At 69.3% G+C, this 22,854-nt stretch carries 19 protein-coding genes, 1 tRNA gene and 1 other RNA gene; 8 read left to right on the forward strand and 13 right to left on the reverse strand.

Annotation, left to right across the window (positions count from 1 at the left end):
- Nucleotides 1–16: 16 nt before the first annotated feature.
- The gene (locus Pth03_RS03220; RefSeq protein ID WP_203942574.1) at nucleotides 17–910 is read right to left on the reverse strand and encodes a DUF11 domain-containing protein; all 894 of its coding nucleotides are present in this window, start codon (nucleotides 908–910) and stop codon (nucleotides 17–19) included.
- A 405-nt stretch (nucleotides 911–1,315) separates the two neighbouring features.
- On the opposite strand from Pth03_RS03220, the gene Pth03_RS03225 reads away from it, so the two are divergent.
- Nucleotides 1,316–4,831 carry a hypothetical protein gene (locus tag Pth03_RS03225; protein WP_203942575.1) on the forward strand — a complete coding sequence of 1,172 codons (3,516 nt, stop codon included), beginning with the start codon at nucleotides 1,316–1,318 and terminating at the stop codon, nucleotides 4,829–4,831.
- Nucleotides 4,832–4,901: 70 nt separating this feature from the next.
- Here the strand turns inward: Pth03_RS03225 and Pth03_RS03230 are convergent, their stop codons facing one another.
- The 6 genes from Pth03_RS03230 to Pth03_RS03250 all read right to left on the reverse strand — a co-directional run bounded on the left by Pth03_RS03230 (nucleotide 4,902) and on the right by Pth03_RS03250 (nucleotide 10,530).
- Nucleotides 4,902–5,351 (reverse strand): hypothetical protein, encoded by a 450-nt coding sequence (locus Pth03_RS03230; RefSeq protein WP_203942576.1) that lies wholly within the window; start codon nucleotides 5,349–5,351, stop codon nucleotides 4,902–4,904.
- A 312-nt stretch (nucleotides 5,352–5,663) separates the two neighbouring features.
- Nucleotides 5,664–6,866: a CU044_5270 family protein gene (locus Pth03_RS03235; RefSeq protein ID WP_203942577.1), complete on the reverse strand. Its 1,203-nt coding sequence runs from the start codon at nucleotides 6,864–6,866 to the stop codon at nucleotides 5,664–5,666.
- Nucleotides 6,859–7,416, reverse strand: a complete 558-nt coding sequence (locus tag Pth03_RS03240) for an RNA polymerase sigma factor (protein WP_203942578.1) — start codon at nucleotides 7,414–7,416, stop codon at nucleotides 6,859–6,861. Before Pth03_RS03240 ends, Pth03_RS03235 begins: the two co-directional genes overlap by 8 nt.
- Before the next feature lie 116 nt (nucleotides 7,417–7,532).
- Nucleotides 7,533–8,180, reverse strand: a complete 648-nt coding sequence (locus tag Pth03_RS41245; protein WP_239118722.1) for a hypothetical protein — start codon at nucleotides 8,178–8,180, stop codon at nucleotides 7,533–7,535.
- Nucleotides 8,098–8,937, reverse strand: coding sequence for an AAA family ATPase (locus Pth03_RS41250; protein ID WP_239118723.1), 840 nt, complete (start codon nucleotides 8,935–8,937; stop codon nucleotides 8,098–8,100). Before Pth03_RS41250 ends, Pth03_RS41245 begins: the two co-directional genes overlap by 83 nt.
- A 99-nt stretch (nucleotides 8,938–9,036) precedes the next feature.
- Entirely contained in the window at nucleotides 9,037–10,530 is a 1,494-nt protein-coding gene (locus tag Pth03_RS03250) for an MFS transporter (protein ID WP_203942579.1), read from the reverse strand.
- Nucleotides 10,531–10,775: 245 nt separating this feature from the next.
- Between Pth03_RS03250 and Pth03_RS03255 the strand changes: the two genes are divergently transcribed.
- The 3 genes from Pth03_RS03255 (at nucleotide 10,776) to Pth03_RS03265 (ending at nucleotide 13,276) form a co-directional block, all read left to right on the forward strand.
- The gene (locus Pth03_RS03255; RefSeq protein ID WP_203942580.1) at nucleotides 10,776–11,129 is read left to right on the forward strand and encodes a YciI family protein; all 354 of its coding nucleotides are present in this window, start codon (nucleotides 10,776–10,778) and stop codon (nucleotides 11,127–11,129) included.
- Nucleotides 11,130–11,144: 15 nt separating this feature from the next.
- Nucleotides 11,145–12,359, forward strand: coding sequence for an RNA polymerase sigma factor (locus Pth03_RS03260; RefSeq protein WP_203942581.1), 1,215 nt, complete (start codon nucleotides 11,145–11,147; stop codon nucleotides 12,357–12,359).
- Between the two features lie 191 nt (nucleotides 12,360–12,550).
- A complete protein-coding gene (locus Pth03_RS03265; protein ID WP_203942582.1) occupies nucleotides 12,551–13,276 on the forward strand; it encodes a hypothetical protein in 726 nt (241 codons plus the stop codon).
- A 53-nt stretch (nucleotides 13,277–13,329) separates the two neighbouring features.
- Here the strand turns inward: Pth03_RS03265 and Pth03_RS03270 are convergent, their stop codons facing one another.
- The 4 genes from Pth03_RS03270 to Pth03_RS03285 all read right to left on the reverse strand — a co-directional run bounded on the left by Pth03_RS03270 (nucleotide 13,330) and on the right by Pth03_RS03285 (nucleotide 16,682).
- Entirely contained in the window at nucleotides 13,330–13,554 is a 225-nt protein-coding gene (locus Pth03_RS03270; RefSeq protein ID WP_275413019.1) for an HAD family hydrolase, read from the reverse strand.
- 396 nt (nucleotides 13,555–13,950) lie between these two features.
- Entirely contained in the window at nucleotides 13,951–14,727 is a 777-nt protein-coding gene (locus Pth03_RS03275) for an ABC transporter permease (RefSeq protein WP_203942584.1), read from the reverse strand.
- Nucleotides 14,724–15,662, reverse strand: coding sequence for an ATP-binding cassette domain-containing protein (locus Pth03_RS03280; RefSeq protein ID WP_203942585.1), 939 nt, complete (start codon nucleotides 15,660–15,662; stop codon nucleotides 14,724–14,726). The genes Pth03_RS03275 and Pth03_RS03280 overlap by 4 nt, the downstream gene beginning before the upstream one ends.
- Before the next feature lie 42 nt (nucleotides 15,663–15,704).
- Entirely contained in the window at nucleotides 15,705–16,682 is a 978-nt protein-coding gene (locus Pth03_RS03285) for a hypothetical protein (protein ID WP_203942586.1), read from the reverse strand.
- 205 nt (nucleotides 16,683–16,887) lie between these two features.
- On the opposite strand from Pth03_RS03285, the gene Pth03_RS03290 reads away from it, so the two are divergent.
- Nucleotides 16,888–17,577 (forward strand): GbsR/MarR family transcriptional regulator, encoded by a 690-nt coding sequence (locus Pth03_RS03290; RefSeq protein WP_203942587.1) that lies wholly within the window; start codon nucleotides 16,888–16,890, stop codon nucleotides 17,575–17,577.
- A gap of 269 nt (nucleotides 17,578–17,846) precedes the next feature.
- On the opposite strand, the gene Pth03_RS03295 is transcribed toward Pth03_RS03290, so the two are convergent.
- Nucleotides 17,847–17,932: transfer RNA gene (locus tag Pth03_RS03295), tRNA-Ser, on the reverse strand.
- Nucleotides 17,933–18,027: 95 nt separating this feature from the next.
- On the opposite strand from Pth03_RS03295, the gene ffs reads away from it, so the two are divergent.
- Both ffs and Pth03_RS03305 read left to right on the forward strand, forming a co-directional pair.
- Nucleotides 18,028–18,123: signal recognition particle sRNA small type (ffs, locus tag Pth03_RS03300), an RNA gene on the forward strand.
- Between the two features lie 43 nt (nucleotides 18,124–18,166).
- A complete protein-coding gene (locus Pth03_RS03305; protein WP_203942588.1) occupies nucleotides 18,167–20,524 on the forward strand; it encodes a DNA polymerase III subunit gamma and tau in 2,358 nt (785 codons plus the stop codon).
- 10 nt (nucleotides 20,525–20,534) lie between these two features.
- Here Pth03_RS03305 and Pth03_RS03310 read toward each other — a convergent pair whose 3' ends face one another.
- Nucleotides 20,535–21,947, reverse strand: a complete 1,413-nt coding sequence (locus Pth03_RS03310) for a helix-turn-helix domain-containing protein (protein WP_203942589.1) — start codon at nucleotides 21,945–21,947, stop codon at nucleotides 20,535–20,537.
- Between the two features lie 554 nt (nucleotides 21,948–22,501).
- Here Pth03_RS03310 and Pth03_RS03315 point away from each other — a divergent pair.
- Entirely contained in the window at nucleotides 22,502–22,849 is a 348-nt protein-coding gene (locus Pth03_RS03315; RefSeq protein WP_203942590.1) for a YbaB/EbfC family nucleoid-associated protein, read from the forward strand.
- The last annotated feature ends 5 nt before the right edge of the window (nucleotides 22,850–22,854 follow it).

The raw sequence follows: 22,854 nt of genomic DNA on the forward strand, positions 1-22,854 counted from the left end.
CGCGGGAAAGCGGAGACTAGCCGCAGCTCACCAGCAGGATGGACACGACTGTGCACCGGACTCGGGCGGAGTCGTTTCCGCCCACCGGGTCGACCGGGACCGATGCCGTGCGCGTGGCGGTGAAGGTGTACGGCACGCCGATGGACAGCAGCCGAATCGGCACGGAGAACTTCCTGACCACCGAAGACCCGGGAGCCACTTCCCCGGTGGTGCACGTGACGGTGCCAGGGGCCGTGCCGCACTCACCCGACACGGCGGTGAACCCCGGGGGCAGGGAGGTCTTCACAGTCGAGCTGCGCAGCGCGGCGGGCCCGTTGCCGGTCACCCGCAGCGTGAACTCGATCTTGGGCGCGAGCAGCCCGAGCTTGGGCTGCGCGGTGAGGCCGATCGCGGCGTCCGCCTGGCCGAGGATGGTCAGGGTCGGTCCGTCTGCCACCTCCGACGCGTAGTTGGAACCGCCGAGCTGGCCACGGATGGTCTGGTCGCTGTCCTGCGCGTCGTCCGCGATCGCCAGGGTGAAGATGACGGTCGCCGATGCTCCGCCTGACAGCGCGCCGACCGGCGCCTCGAAACCGATGGGACCGCCCGCGTCGGACACCGTGCCGCAGGGGCCGATCGCGCCGTCGCATCCGGTCAGAGTGGCGAATGACGGAAGCCCTGCCGGGCTGCCGAACACCCTTGCGGTGGCGTTCAGGACGGTGAAGGCGTGAACATTCGTGACGGTCGCCGTGACCGTCACCGAGTCGCCGGGAGCGGCCTGGGCGGACGACAGGGACAGTGTGACCTCGGGCGGCTCGGCCGAGGCGGGCACCGCCAGGAGGGGGGATACGGCCACCGTCACGGTCGCTGTGGCGGCCATCGTGGCGGCACCCACCAGCAGGGCCAGGGTGCGCCGGGCTAAGGATCTCATCGCGGCCTTTCGGTTTCGGAGAATCTGACCTCTCCGACTATCGCCGCTGATATCCCGTATGGCAGCAGATTGCGATTAATTAGTAACCATATGTAGTGGCCAATTGTGGACATCGTCGGATCGTGAGCCACGGCACGAGTTTGCGCGGCCTTCCGATGACTGAGCAGCCGAGCGTGGTGTGGTGTTTTGTCGGCATTTAAGCCCATATGTTCGCCGGGGCATATGGAGCAAGGCGGAAGCCGTCGTGACGACACCTCCACACTGTCCGCCTAACTGGCGGTTATTTCCTTCTGACGGCTCAGCGATCAATGTGCGATCATTGCCCCACATTTACGATTTGTCACGTCAGGCACTGTTGCCCCGCTTTCATCGCAGGCGCATGCCATCAGACGTCCAGGGGGCGCAATGTCTGATCACCCCGGCACGGCCGGGCGAAGCGCGGCGTTATCCGCCTTGCTGCTCACACTCGCGATCGTGCTGACGACGCTGCTGCCGACCGGCGGCGCGTGGGCGGCAGCGGACACCACCACCAGCGCCGCCACCACCGTCACCGCAGCCGGTGCGGCCGCCGAAGATTGCGCCGTCCTGCCGCTCGCCTCCTTCGGCGACACGGGTGCAGGGGTGGGCAAGGCGGCGATTCCGCGAGGCGGCAGCGCCTGCTTCACCTTCACCGCCGAGCAGGCCGGCCTGCATTACGTTGCCGTGGACGACATCCATGCTCAGACGTACGCCCAGGTCTTCGACGGCGACACGCAGCTGGACTGCTACGACCCCACATGGGGCGCCGGTTGGTGCCGGTTGTCACACGCGGGCGTCTACACCCTGCAGCTCGTCAACAACGGTTTTGACGACATGCCGGCGGCCGTCGTCTCCGTCGTTCCTCTCGCCACCACCGACTCCTGCTCGCCGGAGACGGGGACGTCGTACGCAGACCCGCCCCTGACCGGCTCGGTCCCCGGCGTGCTGGCGATCATGTGCCAGCCGTTCACCGGGCGGGCCGGAGAACGGATCACCGTCGACCTGAGGACCACCGTGTACGGCGAATCCTTGGGGTGGATCACTGACGGGACCGGTGCCCACATCTGCCCGCACTTCAACGAAGACGACAGCGACGGCTGCGTACTCCCCGGCGACGGCCCCTACCGCGTGCTCATCAGGGTCAGGCACATCGAGGGTGGTTTCCCGGCCGACTACAGGGTGAAGATCCGCCGCCTCTCCGAGCCGCAGGGCTGCGTGAGCGTTCCGATCAACTCCTACAACTCCGCGCCCACCACCCCGAGCTCGGACTCCGACTGCAAGGTCTTCACCGCCCCGGCCGCGGGACGCTACGCGGTGTACGGCGTCCCGTCGTCCGGTAGCCGGTCCGTGCCCACGGTCTACGACCACGACGGGAAGACCGTCTGTGAGACCTGGGTGTCCCCGTGTACTGTGCCCGCCGCAGGCAAGTACACCCTGATCACCGACAGTCCGACCCTGATCCTCGACCGCGCCGGTACGGCCGGTTGTGAGCCCGTCCAGCTCGGCACCTACCGTGGCGCCTTCACGGCGGGTGGTGAGGTGGACTGCCTGACGCTGCCTCTTCCCGAAGGCGCCCGGATGGCCGCGCTGACAGCCCTGAGCACGCCGGGCCCAGACCCCGATGTGACCGTCGTCGACGCCGATGGAACCACGCTGTGCGATACCGGCGACCTCTCTGAGGGGACATGTGCGCTCACCGGCAGGGCTCCGTACCGGGCGTTGGTCTCCGCCGACGACGGGGACAAGACGACCGGCTCGTACGCGGTCGCGCTGTATCGCACGGACGCCACGAGCACCTGTCAGACGCTCCCCGTGGGTGACTTCACCGCGAACAGTCCCGCTGCGTCGTTCAGCACCGGCGACGGCGTCTTCTCGACCTGCCTGAGCATTCCGGCGAACGCCCACAGCCCAGTGGAGAACGTCCAGCTTCAAGCGGTCTCCGGGTCCTCTCCGGCCCAGTTCTCGGTGCTCGACGCGTCCGGCAAGCAGGTCTGCTCCGCCTTCGGCTCCCCGTCCACCTGGACCACCTGCACCCTCACCCCGGGCGTCGCCCACACTGTCCTGGTCACCGGTGCGGACACGCGTGCCACGTACACTCTGACCCGCCGCGACGTCACCGCGACGGCGAAGGGTTGCGCCGCGACCCCCGCGACCGCGGTCGGCGGTCCTTCGACGGGCGGCGCACTCGGCGCGCCGGGCACGCTGCTCTGCCGCAAGGTGACCACCGGTAACACCACGGACACCCTGCACCTGAACGTCCGGGACGCCCTCGGCACCGCCAACCTGCTGGCCTTCGACGCGGACGGCAAGGCGGTCTGCGGCAACATCAACAAGTCCTGCGCGGTCACCGGATCCACCAGCTACCAGGTCCTCGTCACCGTTCCGAGGAACCTGCAGGCCGCCACCTCGTACCGCTTCGACGCCCTCCGTATCGCCACCGCAGCCGGACCGGCCGCCGAGTGCACCGCCGTACCGAACGTCAGCTACGGGTACGGGCCGATCACCGGCACCCTGGACGAGCAGCACACGGCCGTCTGCGCGGCGCTGCCCACCGCGTACAACGACCGGTTCGACTTCACGATCAGCGACACCGCCGGGGGCACCGAGACCGCAGTCCCCGCGCTCTACGGCACGAGCCTGGCCAACAACTGTGTGCTGTTCATTCCGAGCAGCTACCAGTGCTACATGAGCGAGCCGTACTCCACGGCCGTCTCCCCCAGCATCTTGGTCATCGGCCTGCCGGAGAAGGCGGCGCAGACCTCGTACAGTGTGCAACTCGACTGCACGGCCATCCGGTGCGGCGCCGAGAAGGTCAGTGTCACCGGAGTCAGTCCGACCACCTCCGCGGCGGGCGGCAAGGCCACCCTGACGGTGACGGGGACCGCCCTGCACGAGGACGACAAGGTCCGGATCTACCAGTCCGGCACCACGCTGGAGGCGGTCACCACCGCGGTGTCGGCGGACCGGAAAAGCCTGACGGCGGTCCTGGATCTGACCGGAGCCATGCCGGGCACGTGGTCCCTCAGCGTCATCACCCACAACAGCGTCGAATACTCCCGCGGCACCTTCACCGTCACCGAAGCCACGCTGACGAACACCGCGGCTCCCAAGATCACAGGTAGTGCCCAGGTCGGGGTGAAGCTGACCGTGTCGCCGGGCACGTGGACGCCGGCCGTGACGTCGTACGCCTACCAGTGGAAGGCGGACGGCACGGCGATCGCCGGGGCCACGGCGTCCTCGTACACGGTGCCCGCGTCGGTGCTCGGCAAGAAGCTGACGGTCGTGGTCAGTGCCCGCCGCACCGGCTACGTCGACGGCACGGCGACCACCGCCGCCGTGACCGTCGCCAAGGGCGTCGCCTCGAAAGTCGTCAAGGCGCCGGTCATCTCCGGCACCGCCAGGGTCGGAGTGAAGCTGACCGTGTCACCGGGCACGTGGACGCCGGCCGTGACGTCGTACGCCTACCAGTGGAAGGCGAACGGCGTCTCGATCGCCGGGGCCACGGCGTCCTCCTACACGGTGCCCGCGTCGGTGCTCGGCAAGAAGCTGACGGTCGTGGTCAGTGCCCGCCGCACCGGGTACGCCGACGGCACGGCGACCACCGCCGCCGTGACCGTCGCCAAGGGCGTCGCTCCGAAGGTCGTCAAGAGGCCGACCATCTCCGGCACGGCCAAGGTCGGCCGGACGCTCAAGGCCTCCCACGGCACCTGGACGCCTGCTCCGACGTCATATCTCTACCGGTGGTACGCGAACGGCAAGGCGATCGCGGGCGCCACCAAGTCTTCGCTGATCCTCAAGTCCTCCCTGCGCGGCAAGAAGATCACCGTGAAGGTCGCCGCTCGCCGTACGGGTCACGCAGAAGGCCTCGCCACCAGCACGGCGACGCGGGCGGTCGCCCGCTGAGCCGCGAGGTGCCGAAACGACAGGGTGGGCTCCGCCGGACATCCGGCGAAGCCCACCCGGCCGGTCGGTCTCAGCCGGCGGTGACGTCTGCGTCGGCGCCGTCGCGCAGAGCCTCCGCCATCCGGCGGGCGTCCGTCCGGGCGGGGATGGGGAAACGCAACTTGAGCCCCTGCTCGGCGCCCACCGCCACCTTGAGGACGCCGGTGATCCCCACGCTGACGTTCACGACGCCGATCGCGGGCCGGGGGATCTCGCCAATCAGGTTGCGGGTCGGGCGGCCGGTCAACTGGTTCATCTCAAAGAACAGCAGGCGGCGGTCGGTGAGAAGCACATAGCGCTTCACCGGCACCAGGAACGCCGCGGCGGCACCGCCGGTCAGGGCGGCCGTGGCGAGCCCCAGGGCGAGGCTCCGCTTGAGACGCATGCTGCCGACCATCGCGATGCTGGCGATCTCCGGCTGCTCGCCCGGCTCGAGCGACTCCGCCGCCGCTTCGATGAGCCGCTGCCTGGACTTGGACATACCCATGAAAACCTCGCACCCGCTATCTGAACCGTACGAACTGTGCCTTCGATTGATCGGCGCGGAAAACCGTAACGAAATGCCATTTCGCGTTCAATCGATCAAGGCCGTCTCAATCAAATCGAGATCGCCGGTTTCTCAGCCGGACACACGAAAGTCCACGAAGACGGTCACAGGCTTCGCGATCAGCACCATGTCCGGGACGCGGCCGTAAGGCGATGCGAGAAGGCCCGGTCGCCATAAGCGACCGGGCCCTGCGCCCGAGGTCAGAGTGAACGATGTCGAGACCTGGCCGACGGGCCGGTCGAGGGGTCAGCTGAACGGCAGTTCGGCCGAGGGCTTCGGCTTGGCGTCGGTCCACCCCGCCGAGCGGTAGGCGATGTAATTGATGACGAACCCGGGCTTCATTTCCGCGTACGGGCCGCCGGGCTTGGTCAGCTCCTCCTGTACGGACAGCACCGCTCCGGTGCGCTCATCGAAGACGATCACCGTGCGGGAGCGGTAGGTCCCCTGCTCGGCCTTCGGCCCGCCGTACTCGCCGGTGACCGTCGTGGCGCGGTCGTCGGAGGCCAGGGCGACGCCCTTGCGCTCCAGCGGGTCGGTGTCGCGGCCGATGGCGTGGATGCCCGGCTGGTCGGCCAGTGCCCGCATCAGGCCCGCCCGCACCTTCGGCGGGACCGGGTCCATCGCCAGGGCTCCCGCCATCGAGATCTTGACGCTGGGCGGGAGCCGCATCCCCTCGTGCCCCCCCTCGCGCGTCCCCTTCGGGTTCATCCTCTTCGTGAGCGCCTCGTCGCTCAGGAACCTCTCGGCGAGCTTGGCGGGATCGGTCGGCAGGTTCTGCAGGTCCTCGACCGACATCCCGGGGGCGCCCACGAATCCTCCGCCGCCGCCGCGTGGGTCCGTGCCCCTCTCCGGGCCGTCCATCTGCCACTTCTGCGCCTTGGCGGTGTAGGTGTAGTAGTGGTCGCCGGACCAGACGCGAAAGCTCGACGGCGACCCGTCCTTGCGCCACAGTGCCGCGTCCTGCGCGGTCAACGGGTGGGCCGGGAGGTCGCGGCCGTAGTGCCCCTCGCCCATGCCGGACTTGGCGCCCCACCAGCTGAACATCTCGCTGTGCGCACCGGTGATCGCGTAGGTTCCGGTCTTCGGGCGCATGATGTAGGACTGGCCATCGATCTGATCGATGTACCAGTACTTGCCGGTCGGCTGCTGTTCCGCCTTCTCCGCCGCCGCGAGGACCGCCCCCTTGGCGTCCAGGTTCAGCGAGCTGGGCCGCGCGACCGTGCTCCCTCCGCCAGGCGCGTTCCCGCCGACGACCGTGTTCCCCCCGGCGAGCGTGATCGCCACGGTCGCCGCCGCGGCCGCCGCGAGCGCACCGGTCAGCCCCCACCGCAGCCGGGGCGTCGAACGGCGGGACGGCTCGTCCAGCAGTGCCTTCGCCCTGGCGATCGCCCGGGCGGTGGGTGGGGCGGGCTCGGGGTAGCCGTCCCGGACCATCCGCACTTCATCCATGCTGTTCCTCCAAAGTGAACATCGGATTGGTCCCGCCAAGCGCCTTGCGCAGTGTGGTTCGGGCACGGTTCAGCCGGGAGCCGACCGTGCCATAGGAGATCCCCAACGCCGCCGCGATCTCGTCGTGGCTGAGATCGGCCAAGGCAACGAGCAGCAGCACGTCGCGTTGCCCGCGCGGCAGCGCCGCGATCGCCTCGGCCAGCTCTCCCCGCAGGCCCTCGGCGCTGACCCGCGAATCGATCCGCTCGGCGTGCTCCTCGGCGCCCCGGCCCGGGCCGAGGCGGGCGCCTGCCCGCAGCGCGCGCGTCTCGGCCCGCCGGTGCCTGCCGATCACCTTGGTCGCGATGCCGTACAGCCAGGTGCGCACGCCCGCGCGTTCCGGGTCGTAACGCCGACGTTGCCGGAACGCCTCCAGGAACGTCTGCGCCGCGACGTCGTCGGCGGCGTCCGGGCCGAGCCGCTTGGCCGCGTACCGGTGGATCTCGGCGAAATAGACGTCGAAGACCTCGTCGAAACGCTCGGCGGGGCGAGGCGGGGGGTCCCCTGTCATGTGGTGCCTTTCCATAGCGCGGATGGCGGTCACATGGGTATCAACCGCAACCGGCTTTCGCTTTCCCGCCGCGCCCGGCTAGATCAGAGCCGTGCAGGTACTGGCCGTGAGAGGTTTTAGCCCCGACCGTAGAGGGTGGCCAAATCGATCAGCCGGACGTCGGGGTCGGCATCCGCAGCGGCGTATGCCTTGTCGTTGAAGCCTGTGCCACTGAAGCAGATGAGTCGAGTGTCGGTCGTGTCGTAACGTCCGGCCTCGGCGATGAGGCTACGGATGTGCCGAAGGCGTTCGATGTGGGCCATGCCCATGGTGTCGTTCCACTTGGCCTCCCCGATGGCCAGGAGCGGCGCCTTGGAACCGTCGGCCACGCCGATGACCGCCACATCGACCTCATGCCCGGTGCGGGCTCGGGCATCGTGGACTATGCCGTGCCCGACACGGGCAGGTAGACCGCTCAGAAGTTCGGGGTCAGCGTGATGCAGCGCCCAGTCGCGGCAGACCTGTTCGAAGTGGGGCCCGAGGACATTACTGACGAACCGACGTTGACTGGCTTGCCAGACCCGCCTCGCGCTCCCGGGGCGTTCGAGCTGATCCCAGACCGGGCGCATGATCGCGTGGTAGAACCCGATCAGCGGTTCGGCGATGCGGTACGTGGGGCGATTGTCGCGGAAGGCGTCCGCGTCACGGTGCAGCAGCCCTGCGTCTTCGAGGACGTTGATGGGGTGCGCGATATCGGTGGCCTTGCGTTCCAGATAGCCGGCCATGCCCCCGCGCGTGGCATTGCCGTCGGCAACGGCGGCCAGGACGCGGCGTCTCGGGATTGAGGACGGTACAGACAACCCAGTCGTCGAAGTCGTCCGGCCCTTCGGGGGTGTCGCCACGCGCGAACTCGCGCCGGTAGGCAGGGGTTCCGCCGACGATCGCGTTCACCTTCATGGCCAGGTGGGGGTCGCCGATGCCCCAGAACTCGGCGGCGAGGTAGTGGTCGAGGGGGCGGACGACCAGTTCAAGCCCGGCGCGACCGCGCAGCGGGGCATTGCCCGACAGCAGCCGGCCCATGAAGGACAGCGCCGAGCCGCACAGCAGCAGCCTGGTGCGCGAGCCGGTGCGCTGGTCACGCAGAGGTCGCAGTGCCTCTTGAATGATCGAAGGCAGTTCCGGGTTGGCCTTGGCGAGGTACGGAAACTCGTCGATCACAACGGGGACGGGGCGCTCGGAGCCGAGGGCGAGCAGCGCGTCGACAGCCTCCGACCAGTTGGCGAAGTGGAACGGGCTTGCAGGGCGAACATGGGCGGTCAGCGCCGCACTCATCCGTCGCAGCGACTCGGCGTCGGCGGCCTCGGTCGCACCGAAGTAGAACCCTCCCGCGACGCGGCAAGCGGCGTCCAGCAGGAAGGTCTTGCCCTGGCGTAGACGCCCGGAGACCACGCCAAGGGTCGCTCCCGGCTGCGGATCGGTGATGAACCGGCTCAATGCCGACCACTCGTAATCCCGGTCGAAGATCTCGGCGGGCTTGTCCACACCTCACCCCGATGGACATAGAAGTACGCCTACATAAAACATGCTCCTACTTCTGGCGCTAGAGGAGTGCGGCCATGCGCGCGATATACGGGAAGTCATCTATGAGCGAGTCGCCTCGTAGCCGGGGAGGACGGCCGGGGTGGTCCGGGTTGCCGGGCGCATGGTGAGGATCAGTACGGCCAGCCCGGCGAAGATGACCGCGGCGACGACGCCGGTGACGTGCAGGCCGGCGGTGAACGCTTCCCGTGCGGTGTGCAGCAGTTCTTCGCCCTGGCCTGCGGGAAGATGCCGGCTGGTGGCCACCGCGCCGGCCAGCGAGTCGGACGTGCCGTCCATCCGGCTGCGGTAGACCACCGCGGCCACGACACCGAGCAGTGCGAAGCCGAGCGAACCGCCCAAGTAGTTGCCGGTCTCCGACATCGACGCCGCCGAGCCGGCGCGCTCCGGCGGGACGGACCCGACGACCAGCCCGGTGCCCAGCGCGAACAGCGGGCCGGTGCCCAGCGCCAGTACGGCGATGCCGATCATCACCAGCGGCAGGGCGCTCGCACCGTCGGCGCCCACCAGCAGCAGGCTGCCCAGTGCCGACCCCGCAAGCCCGCCGGCGATCGCGGTCGTCTGCTTCATCCGCCGGGCCAGCGCCGGCGCGGCCATGGTGCCGACCGCCACGCCCAGGCCCATCGGCGCGAACAGCACCGCCGACGCGACCGGCGAGTAGCCCAGCACGCTCTGCAGATACTGGGTCACCAGCAGGCCCGTACCGGCCATGGCGATGCCGGCGAAGACCAGCGCGATGAGCACGGCCGTGAACGGGCGGTTGCGCAACAGCCGCAGGTCCAGCAGCGGCGTCTCCAGCCGCAGCTGCCGCCGTACGAACAGGTATCCGATGGCTGTGCCGACGACGAGGGCCGCCGCCGGCACGACCGGCACGCTCTCGACGGTCAGCTGCTTGATGCCGTAGACCGTCAGGAGCACCGCCACGAGCGACAGCCCGACGTCGGCCAGGTCGAGCAGGCCGGCCTGGTCGCTGCGGAACTCCGGCAGCAGGACACGCCCGGCGATCACCAGCAATGCCATCGCCGGCACGGCGGCCAGGAACACCGATCCCCACCAGAAGTGCTGGAGCAGGAATCCGGCGAGTACAGGTCCGAGCGCGCCGCCGGTGAACTGGCAGGTCGCCCAGATCGCGATGGCCTGCCCGCGCTGTCGTTCGTCGCGGAACATGTTGGTGATCAAGGCAAGTGTGGACGGCGCCAGGGTCGCGCCGGCGACGCCCAGCAGTGCACGCGCGACGATCAGCATCAGCGGGCTGACCGAAAAGGCGGCCACGACCGACAGCACCGCGAACGCCGCTCCGCCGATCATCAGCAGTCGCCGGCGGCCGATCCGGTCGCCGAGCGTACCCATCGTGATGACCAGGCCGGCCACCATGAGTCCGTAGCTGTCACTGATCCACAGCTGCTGGACGTTGGTGGCGCCCAGGTCGGCGCTCAGCTGTGGGAGGGCGAGGAGCAACGCCGTCATGTCCATCGCGACGAGCAATGTCGGCAACATGAGGACGACCAGTCCCAGCCATGCCCGGTTCACTCGCATATCCGAACTTCCTGTTCTCTCGACGTTTCGCCGGATGGTCGGAGCGGTCGAGGGCTTCTTGACATCGGCACGGACGGAAATCTCTCGCGGTGGGGCGTCACCGGAAATGACGACCTCGCGGTCTGGGCGATGTGACGGCGAAACTCATGCGAGAGTTTTCAGCGGGGGACGTCAAGACGACGGCGGTGGCTCCGACCAACGGTTGAAGGGCCCGTCCGGGGCTCGCGAACCACGAGGAGTACGAGATGAAGTTCCTGATCAGCCTGCACGTCAACCCGGCCGTGCTGGACGCGCTGACCGACGAGGAGAGGGCGGCGATCGGCGACGGCCACGGCAGGTTCATCGAGGCGCTGAAGGAGTCCGGCGAGCTGATCCTCACGCAGGCGCTGGTCGACCCGTCACAGGCCGCCGTGGTGTCCGTACGCAACGGCCAGCCGGTGGTGACCGACGGACCCTTCCTGGAGTCCAAGGAGTACCTGGGCGGCTTCTACCTGATCGACTGCGAGAACAAGGACCGGGCGATCGAGCTGGCAGCGCAGATCCCGGACACCGCGATCGAGGGTCTTGGGGTCGAAGTGCGGCAGGTGATGTTCGGCTGACGGACAATTGGCGGCATGACGGCGCCGGCCATCGAGGACCTGCTGCGTGAACTCACGCCGCAGGTCCTCGGCGCGTTGGTGCGTCGGCACGGCGAGTTCGAAGGGTGTGAGGACGCCGTACAGGAGGCGGTCCTCGCCGCCACCGTGCAGTGGCCGGCCGAGGGAGTCCCGAACAATCCGCGCGGCTGGCTGGTGACTGTCGCGTCCCGGCGGCTCATCGACCAGCTGCGCAGTGACCACGCGCGCCGCGAGCGGGAGGCGGCGACGGTCACCGAGGTGGTGCCCGAGGAGGTACCGGACACCGACGACACGCTCGTCCTGCTGTTCCTGTGCTGCCATCCGACGCTGACCGCGGCCTCGCAGACCGCCCTGACGCTGCGGGCGGTCGGCGGGCTGACCACTGCCGAGATAGCCCGCGCGTTCCTGGTGCCGGAGGCCACGATGGCGGCCAGGATCAGCCGGGCCAAGCAGCGCATCAAGGCCGCCGGCAGCTCGTTCAGCCTGCCGGACGGCGCGGAGCGCGAGGAGCGACTACAGGTCGTCCTGCACGTGCTCTACCTGATCTTCAACGAGGGTTACACCGCCTCCTCGGGCAGCGAGTTGGACCGAGCCGATCTCGCGCACGAGGCGATCCGGCTGGCCAGGATGGTGCACGCGCAGCTGCCCGAGGACGGCGAGGTGACCGGCCTGCTCGCGCTGATGCTGCTGACCCACGCCCGCAGGGAGGCGCGTACGACGGCGGCCGGCGACCTGGTTCCGCTGGACGAGCAGGACCGTACGAAGTGGGATCGCGAGCTGATCGACGAGGGCACCGAGCTGGTCAAGGCGTCGCTTGCCGGCCCGGCCCTGGGCCCTTACCAGCTACAGGCCGCCATCGCCGCCACGCACGCCGACGCGGCCACGGTCGAGGAGACCAACTGGCCGCAGGTGCACGCCCTTTACCTGATTCTGGAACGGATCGCGCCCAACCCGATGGTCACCCTCAATCGGGCGATCGCGCTCGCCGAGACCGAGGGCCCGCCGGCCGGGCTGGCCCTGCTGTCCACATTGGACGGTGACGAGCGGGTCGCGGGGCATCACCGGCTGCTGTCCGTACGGGCGCATCTGCTGGAGAAGACCGGCGACACGGCCGCAGCGTACGAGCACTACCGGCGCGCCGCGAAGGCCACCGCCAGCCTCGCCGAGCGGCGCTACCTGGAGTCCCGGGCCAGCCGGCTGCGAACAGGATGAACTGAACGCCCAAGCGCCGCGGCGCGCTCGTCTTGGGATGTTGAGAGCTCGACCGAGACCCGGAAACGTCAAGAGGGGCCGACACAAGGTCGTTGTGCTCCCTTTCGGGAAACGCCTCGATTCCGAGCGGAAGCCGGTCGACGGGGTCCGGCCCGGGGGTGCATGATGCCTGTGATCACACGAGGGGTGCCATGGGGCTGTTCGCGGCGAAATGTCCGGTCGGTGCGACGGAGCGAGCGTGGACGCAAGACTGCATGGCCTGGCTTGCGGCCGAGTTCGGCCGCGAGGTGCTCAAGCAGGGGCCGGTCTTGCCGACCGCCGGTTTCTTCCCGGGCTCGTACGCCGGCTCTGATGCGGACATCCGGGCTCTGGTTGCCCAGATCTGTGGGTACCTGAACGTGGAACCCAGTCTGCTCGTGGTCGAGATCGAGCCCGACGACGGGGAGGACGCGATGGTTGCCGGGCTCGGGCTTGCCCGCAAGTCCCGCTCCGCCGCAGGGCACTACCGACGCGAGAACGGGCGCCCAGTCATAGCCATCGACCAGCGCCAGGCCGCTCGCCCGATGGCCCTCGTCGCCACCATCGCCCATGAACTGGGCCATGTGCGCCTCCTCGATGAGCAGCGCATCACCCCCGACCGCTACGACCACGAGCCGCTCACCGACCTGCTGACGGTCTACTTCGGCCTCGGCATCTTCACGGCCAACTCGGCCTTCACCTTCAGCCAGGGCAACCAGAGTTGGTCGTATACGCGGCTCGGCTACCTTTCCGAGCAGATGCTCGGCTACGCGCTCGCCTGCTACGCACACCTGCGCGGGGAAACCCGACCCGCGTGGGCGCGCCATCTGGACGCCAACCCCCGGGGTTACCTGAAGCAGAGCCTGCTCTATCTGGCCCAGAACCCACTGGACATCTGACGACTAAGGGGCCCTTCGCGTCCGCAAACTCCGAAATCGGACCTGGCGGATGCTCACAATGCCGGAACAAGATCTATCAGCCTCGTTACTACGACATCCGCCCCAGCGGTTGCGAACTGATCAGCCTTGCCGGGCTCGTTGGCGTAGCCAACCGAGAGGACTCCGGCGGCCTTGGCCGCCTCGATGTCGCTGAGGGAGTCTCCAACCAGGACCGTCCGCTTTGGATCGGCCCCCAGCTTGTCGAGCACTTGCTGTACGAGGTGCGGGTTTGGCTTCATGAGGTTCGGGTTTCGTCACCGACAGCATGCGGCAGAGCGTTGCCGATCAAGTGGACGGACTGCTCTGGAAGGCTGAGGAAGCCTCGAGGGACGGGGCCGACGAACCGCCGGACAAGGCCAACTGAGACGGAGACGCACGAAAGCCCCGGTTGTATCAGACCGGGGGTTTCGTGTTCTTGCTGCTCAACCAGGCGCGGAGGATAGGAGATTCGAACCCCCCAACATGCTTTCCAAGTCTGCTGACGTCTGTTCACGGGAGATCACATGCGGTCTGACCTGGGCATCGAGGAGGCCCGCGGATCCGTACGGACGGCGGTGTACGGAGGTGAACTGAGACGGGAATTGAGACGGGCGGAGACTCGACCCCTGCGGGTTGAGCAGGACGCTCGTCGGGATCTAGCGGGCGGGGTCGCGGTTGTAGAGCTTCCTGGCCCACAGGTAGCCGACCAGGGCGATGCCGGCGCCCCAGACGATCGCGACGGTCGCGTTGTCGCCCATCGGGGTGCCGAGCAGCAGGGATCGCAGGGTCTCGATGAGCGGGGTGAACGGCTGGTGCTCGGCGAACCAGCGCAGCGGGCCGGGCATGGAGTCGGTGGGGACGAACCCGCTACCGAACAGCGGCAGGAACATCAGCGGCATGGGGATGTTACTGGCGATCTCGACAGTGGGAGAGACCAGGCCGAGCGCGGCCGACAACCAGGTGAGGCCGAGGACGAACAGGGTCAGGATGCCGAGCGCGGCGAGCCACTGCAGAGGGCCGGTGGTCGAGCGGAATCCAAGCAGTACGGCGACGCCGCCGACGACGGCGACCCCGAGCAGGGTCTGGATCATGCTGCCGAGCACGTGACCGGTCGGGACGGAGGCGCGGGCGATGGCCATGGTCCGGAAGCGGGCGACGATGCCCTCGGTCATGTCGGTTGCGACGGTCACCGCGGTGGCGGTGGCGGCCGAGGCGACCGTCATCAGGATGATGCCGGGGGTGACGTAGGCGAGGTAGTCGGCTCGGCCGCCGGCCTGGCCGAGCCCCGCGCCGAGGGTGCCGCCGAAGACGTAGACGAACAGCAGCAGGAAGATGATCGGCATACCGATGATCATCAGGGTGAGGGTGGGGTAGCGGAGCATGTGCCGCAGGTTGCGGCGCAGCATCGTGGCCGAGTCGTGGAGCGCGTTCATCGGGCGGGTTCGCTTTCCTGGGTGAGGGCGAGGAAGACGTCGTCGAGGTCGGGGGCGTGGACGGCCAGTTCGTCGACAGTGACGGAGGCGGTGTCGAGCCAGTCGAGCAGCGCTCGCAGCGATCTGACGCCGCCGTCGCTTGGGACGTGCAGGGTGAGCGTCTCCTCTTCGCGGGAGATCGGGCGCAGCCCCTGGGACGCCGTCTCGAAGCCGTGTGGGTCGGCGAAGCGTAGGCTGACGTGGCCGCCGGGGACCAGGCGTTTGAGTTCTTCTGCGGTGCCCTGGGCGACCATCTTGCCGTGGTTCAGCACGGCGATCCGGTGGGCGAGCTGGTCGGCTTCTTCCAAGTACTGGGTGGTGAGGAAGATGGTGACGCCGTGGTCGGTGACCAGTCCGCGGATGATCTGCCACATGGTGCGGCGGCTGCGCGGGTCCAAGCCGGTGGTGGGTTCGTCGAGGAAGATGATGCGAGGGTCGCCGACGAGGGTCATGGCGAGATCGAGACGACGTCGCATGCCGCCGGAGTAGGTCGCGGCGGGTTTGCCGGCGGCCTCGGCCAGGTCGAACCGCTCGAGCAGTTCCCGCGCCCGCTCGCGGCCCCGGGATCGGCCCAGGTGGTGCAGGTCGGCCATGAGGCGGAGGTTCTCCTCGCCGGTGAGCAGGCCGTCCACCGCGGAGTACTGGCCGGTGACGCCGATCGCGGCGCGTACGGCCTGCGCTTCCCTGGTCAGGTGATGGCCGGCCACTCGGACGTCGCCGCCGTCGGCGGAGATGAGCGTGGAGAGGATCTTCACCATGGTGGTCTTGCCTGCGCCGTTGGGGCCGAGGAGGGAGAAGATGGTGCCGGCCGGGATGTCCAGGTCGACGCCGTCGAGTACGAGGTGCTTGCCGTAGGCCTTGCGCAGGCCGGTGGCGGAGATCGCCGGGTCGGTCATGATCGGGTCCTTGAAGGTCGGGTGTGGGCTCGAGGCGGCGTTTCAGGCTGAGGTGGCGATCAGCGGGCGGGGCTCTGCGCCGGCGGCCTGCCGTACGGCTCGCCTGGCCGCGAGGATGGTCCAGGCGGTGGCGAACGCGGTGACCAGTGCCGTCGCGGCGAAGGCGGCGAGGGTGGCCGCGTCGGGGTGGATCAGGGACTGGCCGCGGGCGGCCTGCCAGGTCACGACGGCGACGAAGCCGCTGTAGCCGAGGGCGGCGGCACCCACCAGGCGGGCACGCACTCGCTCGTCCCGCAACCAGGCGTACCGGGTGGCCAGGGCGGCCAGGACCGCGGTGAGGGCGAGCAGCAGCTGGATGCCGTGCAGGCCGAAGAAGTGCGGGACGCGGAAGTCTCCACCGGTGACGCTCCAGTTGGTGAGGGGCATGCCGTGGCCGTCGGGGTCGCCGATGCCGTGGCCCTGGTACATGGGGATCTGGGCGCCGTTGGCGTCGGTGACCGTACGGGGGTGTATGTCGGTGACCATCCAGTAGAGCGGGAGGAGCATGCCGACGGTGGCCAGTCCAAGCCCGGCGCGTATCGCGCGGGTGAGCGCGGGGCCGGCGGTGCGCTGGATCACCACCATGATCCCGATGATCAGCTGCGCGATCATGATGATCATTACGCCGTAGGTGAGGAACGGGACCAGCGCCAAGGTGATGGGATCGCTCTGGTCGGCGTTGAAGTGGCTGAAGGTGCCGCGGGCGGCCTGCAGGGTGATGACGCCGACCTCGACGGTCGCGGCGACGGCGAACACGGTGCCGACCCACCAGCCCAGGCGCCTGCCCTTGGTCAGCTTGGAGAGCAGCCAGGCCAGCGTCCCGGCGTAGAGGCCGAAGGCGAAGCCGAACTTCAACGGTTTGACCCACACCGACTCGCCCAGCAGCGTCCGGTCGTCGATCAGCAGCCCGGCGACGCAGACGAGCATCAGGGTGCACATGAGGCCCGCGCAGATCAGCAGCGGACGATGCCAGGACTTCACAGGAACTCCGATCAAGCTCGTCGTTTCGACATACGAAAAGCTAGCTTGCATTCAGTTTTTCGTCAACGCTGAATCTGCTGGTTGGGTGGGTAAATGAGGGTTCCTTGCAATGGCTTGTCGATGAACGCAAGTGGTCGACTTGCAATGAGATGGGAGTGGATGCAAGACTGCCCGTCCGTGCAGGCGCGACCAGGAAGGCACCCCCATGCCCGGAGGCAGGCTGACCCACCAGGACCGCCGGCAGATCGCCGACGGCCTGGCGGAAGGGCTCACCTATACCGAGATCGCCGCCCGCCTGGACCGGCCGCTGTCCACTGTCACGCGCGAGGTGGCCCGCAACGGCGGACCCGAGGGGTACCAGGCCGACCAGGCGCACGAGGCCACCCGGGAACGCGCCAGGAGGAGCCAGCCTGCCCCTGGGGAACGCGACGTCGAGGCGGTCGACGCCGTGGAGGAGCAGTTCACCGAGATCATGGTCAGCACCGGTCTGTCGCGGATGACCGCCCGCGTGCTCGCCAGCCTCTACCTCACCGACAGCGGCAGCCTCACCGCCGCCGAACTCACCCGGCGCCTTCAGGTCAGCCCGGCCTCCGTCTCCAAGGCCATCGGCGAGCTCGAACAGCAGGAGATGGTCCGCCGCGAACGCGACCCGCGCAGGCGCCGCGACCGCTACATCATCGACGCCGACGCGCTCTTCCGCGCCTGGATGGCCGGCGCCCGCCAGAACGCCCTGCTGGCCGACTTCGCCCGCGGAGCGGCTGAGACCCTCGGGGCCGCCTCGCCCGCCGGGGGCCGGCTGCGGGACGTCGGCGACTTCTTCGACCACGTCGGCCAGGCCATGCTGCAGGCGGCCGAGCAGTGGCGCGAGGCCTACAACGCCAAGCAAGAGCTGTGAACGGCCGGTTCGGCTTTATTGGGTGCTGCGACCAGACATGATCATCGGTTCGTTCCTAGTTCGGACCACTTCCGATCACCGGTCCCGCTGTCATCCGATCGCGAGGATGATCCGTTCGGACGGCATCGCTGTGGCGGCAAGATGCTGGAAGCCGATCTTCGGCGAGCCGTTGGTGGGAAGGCTTTCCGGCCCACCGAGACCCCGGACAGCAAGAAGGGGCCGACTTGGATGGGGTCGGCCCCTTCTTGGTTTACTGCCTCAACCAGGCGCGGAGGATAGGAGATTCGAACTCCTGAGGGGTTGCCCCCAACACGCTTTCCAAGCGTGCGCCCTAGGCCAACTAGGCGAATCCTCCGCCGAACAGCTTAGCGGACGTTGGGCCGAATGGTGACCGTCGTTTTCGCGGGTTTTCCGGGCCTGCGCACGCCCGGGGAGTGGATAGACTGTGGCACGGACCCCTCGCGCGGCGTCATCCTGTGAACCTCCCCAGGGCCGGAAGGCAGCAAGGATAAGCGGGCTCTGGCGGGTGCGCGAGGGGTTCTTTCAGTTAGCGGGCCCGCCCGCCGGGTTGACCCCCCGAGGAGACGGCATGAGCCTTGCGCTGTACCGCAAGTACAGGCCCGGCACGTTTGCCGAGGTCAAGGGGCAGGAGCACGTCACAGAACCGCTGCGGCAGGCGCTTCGCAGTGGCCGGATCAACCATGCCTACCTGTTCAGCGGCCCGCGCGGCTGCGGCAAGACCTCCAGCGCCCGCATTCTCGCCCGGTCCCTGAACTGTGAGAAGGGCCCCACGCCCGACCCGTGTGGCGAGTGTGAGTCCTGTGTCGCGCTGGGCCCGACCGGCCCCGGCCACCTCGACGTCATCGAGATCGACGCCGCTTCCCACGGTGGTGTGGACGACGCCCGCGACCTTCGTGAGCGGGCCTTCTTCGCCCCGGTCTCCGCCCGCTTCAAGATCTACATCATCGACGAGGCCCACATGGTCACCCGTGAGGGCTTCAACGCGCTGCTCAAGCTGGTCGAGGAGCCTCCACCGCACCTCAAGTTCGTCTTCGCGACCACGGAGCCGGAGAAGGTCATCGGGACGATCAAGTCCCGCACGCACCACTATCCGTTCCGGCTGATGCCGCCGAGCACGCTCCGCCAGCTCATGGAGGAGATCCTCGAGTCGGAGGCCGTGCCGTACGAGCCTGCCGCGCTGCCGCTGGTCGTGCGCGCGGGGGCGGGCTCGGCCCGCGACTCGCTGTCGATCCTCGACCAGCTCCTCTCCGGTGCGGACGAGAGCGGGATCACCTACCAGCGTGCGGTCTCCCTGCTCGGGTACACCGACGGCGGGCTGCTCGACGAGGTCGTCGGCGCCTTCGCCGCCCGCGAAGGCGCGCAGGTCTTCCACACGCTCAACCGGGTCATCGAGGGTGGCCACGACCCCCGCAGGTTCGCCATGGACCTGCTGGAGCGCTTCCGCGACCTCGTGATCCTCGCGAACGTGCCCGAGGCCGCCGCCAACGGCCTGCTGGACCGCCCGGCCGACGAGCTGGAGCGGCTGCAGGCGCAGGCCGCCTCGATGGGTCCTGCCGAGCTCACCCGCGCGGCCGAGGTGTTCAACGCCGGGCTCACCGAGATGCGCGGCGCCACATCTCCCCGTCTGCTCCTCGAGCTGATGTGCGCCCGCGTGCTGCTGCCCGCCGCCGCCCAGGGCGAGGCCGCGCTGCTCGCGCGTCTCGAACGGCTCGAACGCAGCGGTGTGCCCGCGGCGGTGTACGCGGCGCCGATCCCGTCGGCCGTCCAGCCTCCCGCCGCGCCGGTCTCGCCCCCTGCTCCGGCTCCCGCGTCGGCCCAGGCTCCGGCCCCTGCTCCCGCTCCCCAGGCCGAGCCGCCGGCGGCGGGAGGTTCGGGGGATGACGACTGGCCGGCGCCCGCGAGGCCGGGTGCCCAGGCCTCCGCGGAGCCCGTGCAGGACGCCCCCGCAGGCGGAGCGGCCCAGGGGGGCCCGGTTCAGCAGGCATGGCCCCGGGTGCTCGACGCGATCAAGAACAGGCAACGGGTCGCGTGGATGATCCTCAACGCTCAGGGCCGATTGCTGGGCGTGGAGGGCAACGTCGTCACCGTGGGCTTCGAAAAGCCCGGTGACGTGCAGGGTTTCCTCAAGGGCAAGCGCGACGAGGTCGTGGCGGCCGCGCTGGGCGACGTGCTCGGCGGCACCTGGCGGGTCGACGTGGTCGTCGGTGGCTCCGGTCCCGGCGGGGGCGGCTCCCGCGGCTCGGGCGGTCCCTCCGGCGGCAGCGGCGGGCCCGGCGGCGGTTCCCCGGGCGGCGGTCAGGGTCCGGCGGCGCCCTCCGGCCCCGGGGCGAACGGCACCCCGGCGGACGACCTTTCCGGTGCGGCATCCAGGTCCGCCGGGGGCTCAGGCGGTTCGGAGGCGCACCCGGGCACCCAGACGTCCGCCCCCGCCGCGAACGGCGTGCCCGACGACGGCTCGGCCCGCAACGGATCGCCCCACAACGGATCGACACAGAACGGTTCAACCCAGAACGGCTCGGGCCACCAGGCGGGCGGCGCTCGTGGCGCGGTTGCGGCCGCTCATCCCTCGCCGGCCGTCGTCTCGGCGACCGTGTCCGCCGGGGTGTCCGCCGGAGGGTCCGCCGGGGTGACCGACGAAAGCTGGCCCGACGAGCCGTCGGACGACGATGACGGCCATCCGATGCCCGCGCCGCCGATGTCCGGTTCGAAGGCCGGATCGGGCATGGCCGCGGCCAAGTCGGCCGCCCGCGCCGCCGCTCAGGGCGGCCCCCGCCAGGCGTGGCCGGAGTCGGTGCCCGCTCGCAGGAAGGCGGGCCCGGACGACGGCGATCCCCTCAACGACAGTGAGGGGGGCGAGCTCAGCGGCATGGCCCTCATCCAGCGCGAGCTCGGCGGCCGGATCATCGACGAGATCGACCAGCCCTGACGCGGGTGCGTCAGGCGTCGCCGAGGCTGAGCCGTACGGAGGCGGCGGCGTGGCGCTGGTCGCCCGCGGGAAGGGCCGCGACGAGCCGTTCGAGCACCTCGACGTCATCCTGCCCGATGGTGGTCTGCGCGTAGGACCACAGGTCGTCGATCGTGCCCTTGGTCAGCAGGCCGGTGCGCACCCTCGCCTCCAGTTCGTCGCGCGTCCTGCGGATCGCGGGCGCCTCCGACCGGGGTAGCAGCGGCCCCTGGTAGAGCCGGGCCACGGTGGCGAGGTCGCCTTCGCCCAAAGCCTGCCGTACCGCGAGGAAGTCGCCCGAGACCTCGCAGGTCAGCCGGTAGGGCTTGGCGGCGATGGCCCGGGTCAGCTGGGCCCGCAGGCGGTGGATCTCGGCGCGGATGGTCACGGGGTTGCCGGCGTCGCCGTACAGGAGATAGGAGAGCTTCTCCGCGGTCAGGCCGCGCGGGTGGGAGGCCAGCAGGGTGAGGATCTCCGCGTGCCTGAGCGAGAGCGGGACGCGGACGCCGTCGAGGTGGGCGAACGGGTGCTCGGCCCCGAGCAGGGTGAGGGTGAGCCGGGGCGCGGGCGACGAGCCGACGGGGATGAGCCGGTAGGCGTCGCCCAGCGGTTCGACGAGGAAGGCACGGCCGTCGGCGAGGATCGCCCGGTCGCCGGGCTCGGGCAGGCGGATGCGACGGCCGATGCTGTGGTCGCCGCCGATGATTCGGCCGGTCAGGGCGACCAGTGCCCCTGGTCTGTTGAGGTGGCGGTGGTGGCGGCCGCGGAGCCGCTCGTCGTGTTCGCGCATCCGCAGGGTGAGGTGGCTCTCCGCGAGGCGGGCGGCCGCGCCGACCAGGGCGGCCGTGGCCGGGTGGAGGGTGCGCGCTCTGCCGGTGATGTCGAGGCAGCCGAGCATGCCGCCGGAATCGGGGTCGACGATCGGAGCGCCCGCGCAGGACCATACGCGCAGGGCGAGCGACAGGTGTTCGCCCGCGTATACGCGGGCCGGCTTGCCGACGGCCAGAGCCGTGCCGATGCCGTTGGTGCCGACCGCCTGCTCCGACCACTGGAAACCGTCGGCCAGGCCGATGCCGTCGGCCGCCCGGCGCACCGCGTGGTGGCCCTCACGCCACAGCACACGGCCGTCGGCATCGGTGATGACCATGATGTGCGCGGCCTCGTCGGCGATCTGCAGAAGGGTTTGACGGAGCATCGGGAGCAGCGTGTGCATCGGATGGGCCCGGCGCGCGTCGTCGATCACGTCGGTGTCGTAGACGAGCGGAGCGGCGTGCGTCTCGGGATCGATGCCGGCCTCCAGCGACCTGCGCCAGGAATCCGAGATGACCTTGCGGTTTTCCCCTCCTCCGGCGCGCTCTGCCGTCGCCGCTGCCTCGTGCAGCCGGCGGACTGACAGGTCCGGCATCCAGCACCCCCGGTCCGTCGGGCGAAGATCTGAAGAATGTCTCTGGGGACTGCCTAACACCCGAGACGGCATTTGCCAATCTCCATGAGTAACCACGTGATCGCAACCTGTATGCAACGTTAGGCCGGTTACGGTTCCCAAGTCGCGTGAGGACGGCAACGACCAGGCGCGATGGAACGGACGGGACCCGGACGCTTGGAGGGGGGACGGGCCCCGGCCGGTTCTGATCCCGCATGGATGGGGACGGCGAGGGTAGCGCGGTCCCCATCCGTGCGGTTCCTTGTGATCCGTGAGTTATCTGAGGTCATTTCCGGCTAATACGTTTTTGACGGTTGGCCGGATGTCGCGGTGACGAGGCCGCGTCGTTCAGGCCCGTCAAGCCCTGCACGGCCTGCGGATCGCGCATCCCGGCCTCCGGCCGCCGCTCTTGACCCTCGGCCGTGATTGCCCTCCGGATCGCGGGGAACACGCACGGGCGCCAGTGCCACATAGGCGGTAAACGCCGTAGGCTCGTCGCGACGAATACGTCGCAGGACGCTGAGGAGCGCACGATCGTGAATCCAGGAGATGTCAACCTCCAGCAGTTGCTGGAGCAGGCTCAGCTGATGCAGCAGCAGCTCGTCTCCGCGCAGCAGGAGCTCAGCGACGCGGAGGTCGAGGGAACCGCAGGTGGCGGGCTCGTCGTCGCGACCGTCAACGGGAGCGGCGAGCTGCTGGAACTGGAGATCAGCCCGTCGGCCATCGACGCCGACGACCCGCAGGAGACCGCGGAGACCATCGCCGACCTCGTACTCGCCGCCGTCAGGGACGCCGTACGCGCCGCCGCCGAGCTGCAGCAGGAGAAGCTCGGCCCGCTCGCCCAGGGTCTCGGGGGCGGCCTCGGCCAGCTGCCGGGGTTCTAGAAGCC

Origin of the sequence: Planotetraspora thailandica, from assembly GCF_016863335.1 — a bacterium.
Classification (GTDB): Bacteria; Actinomycetota; Actinomycetes; order Streptosporangiales; family Streptosporangiaceae; genus Planotetraspora; species Planotetraspora thailandica.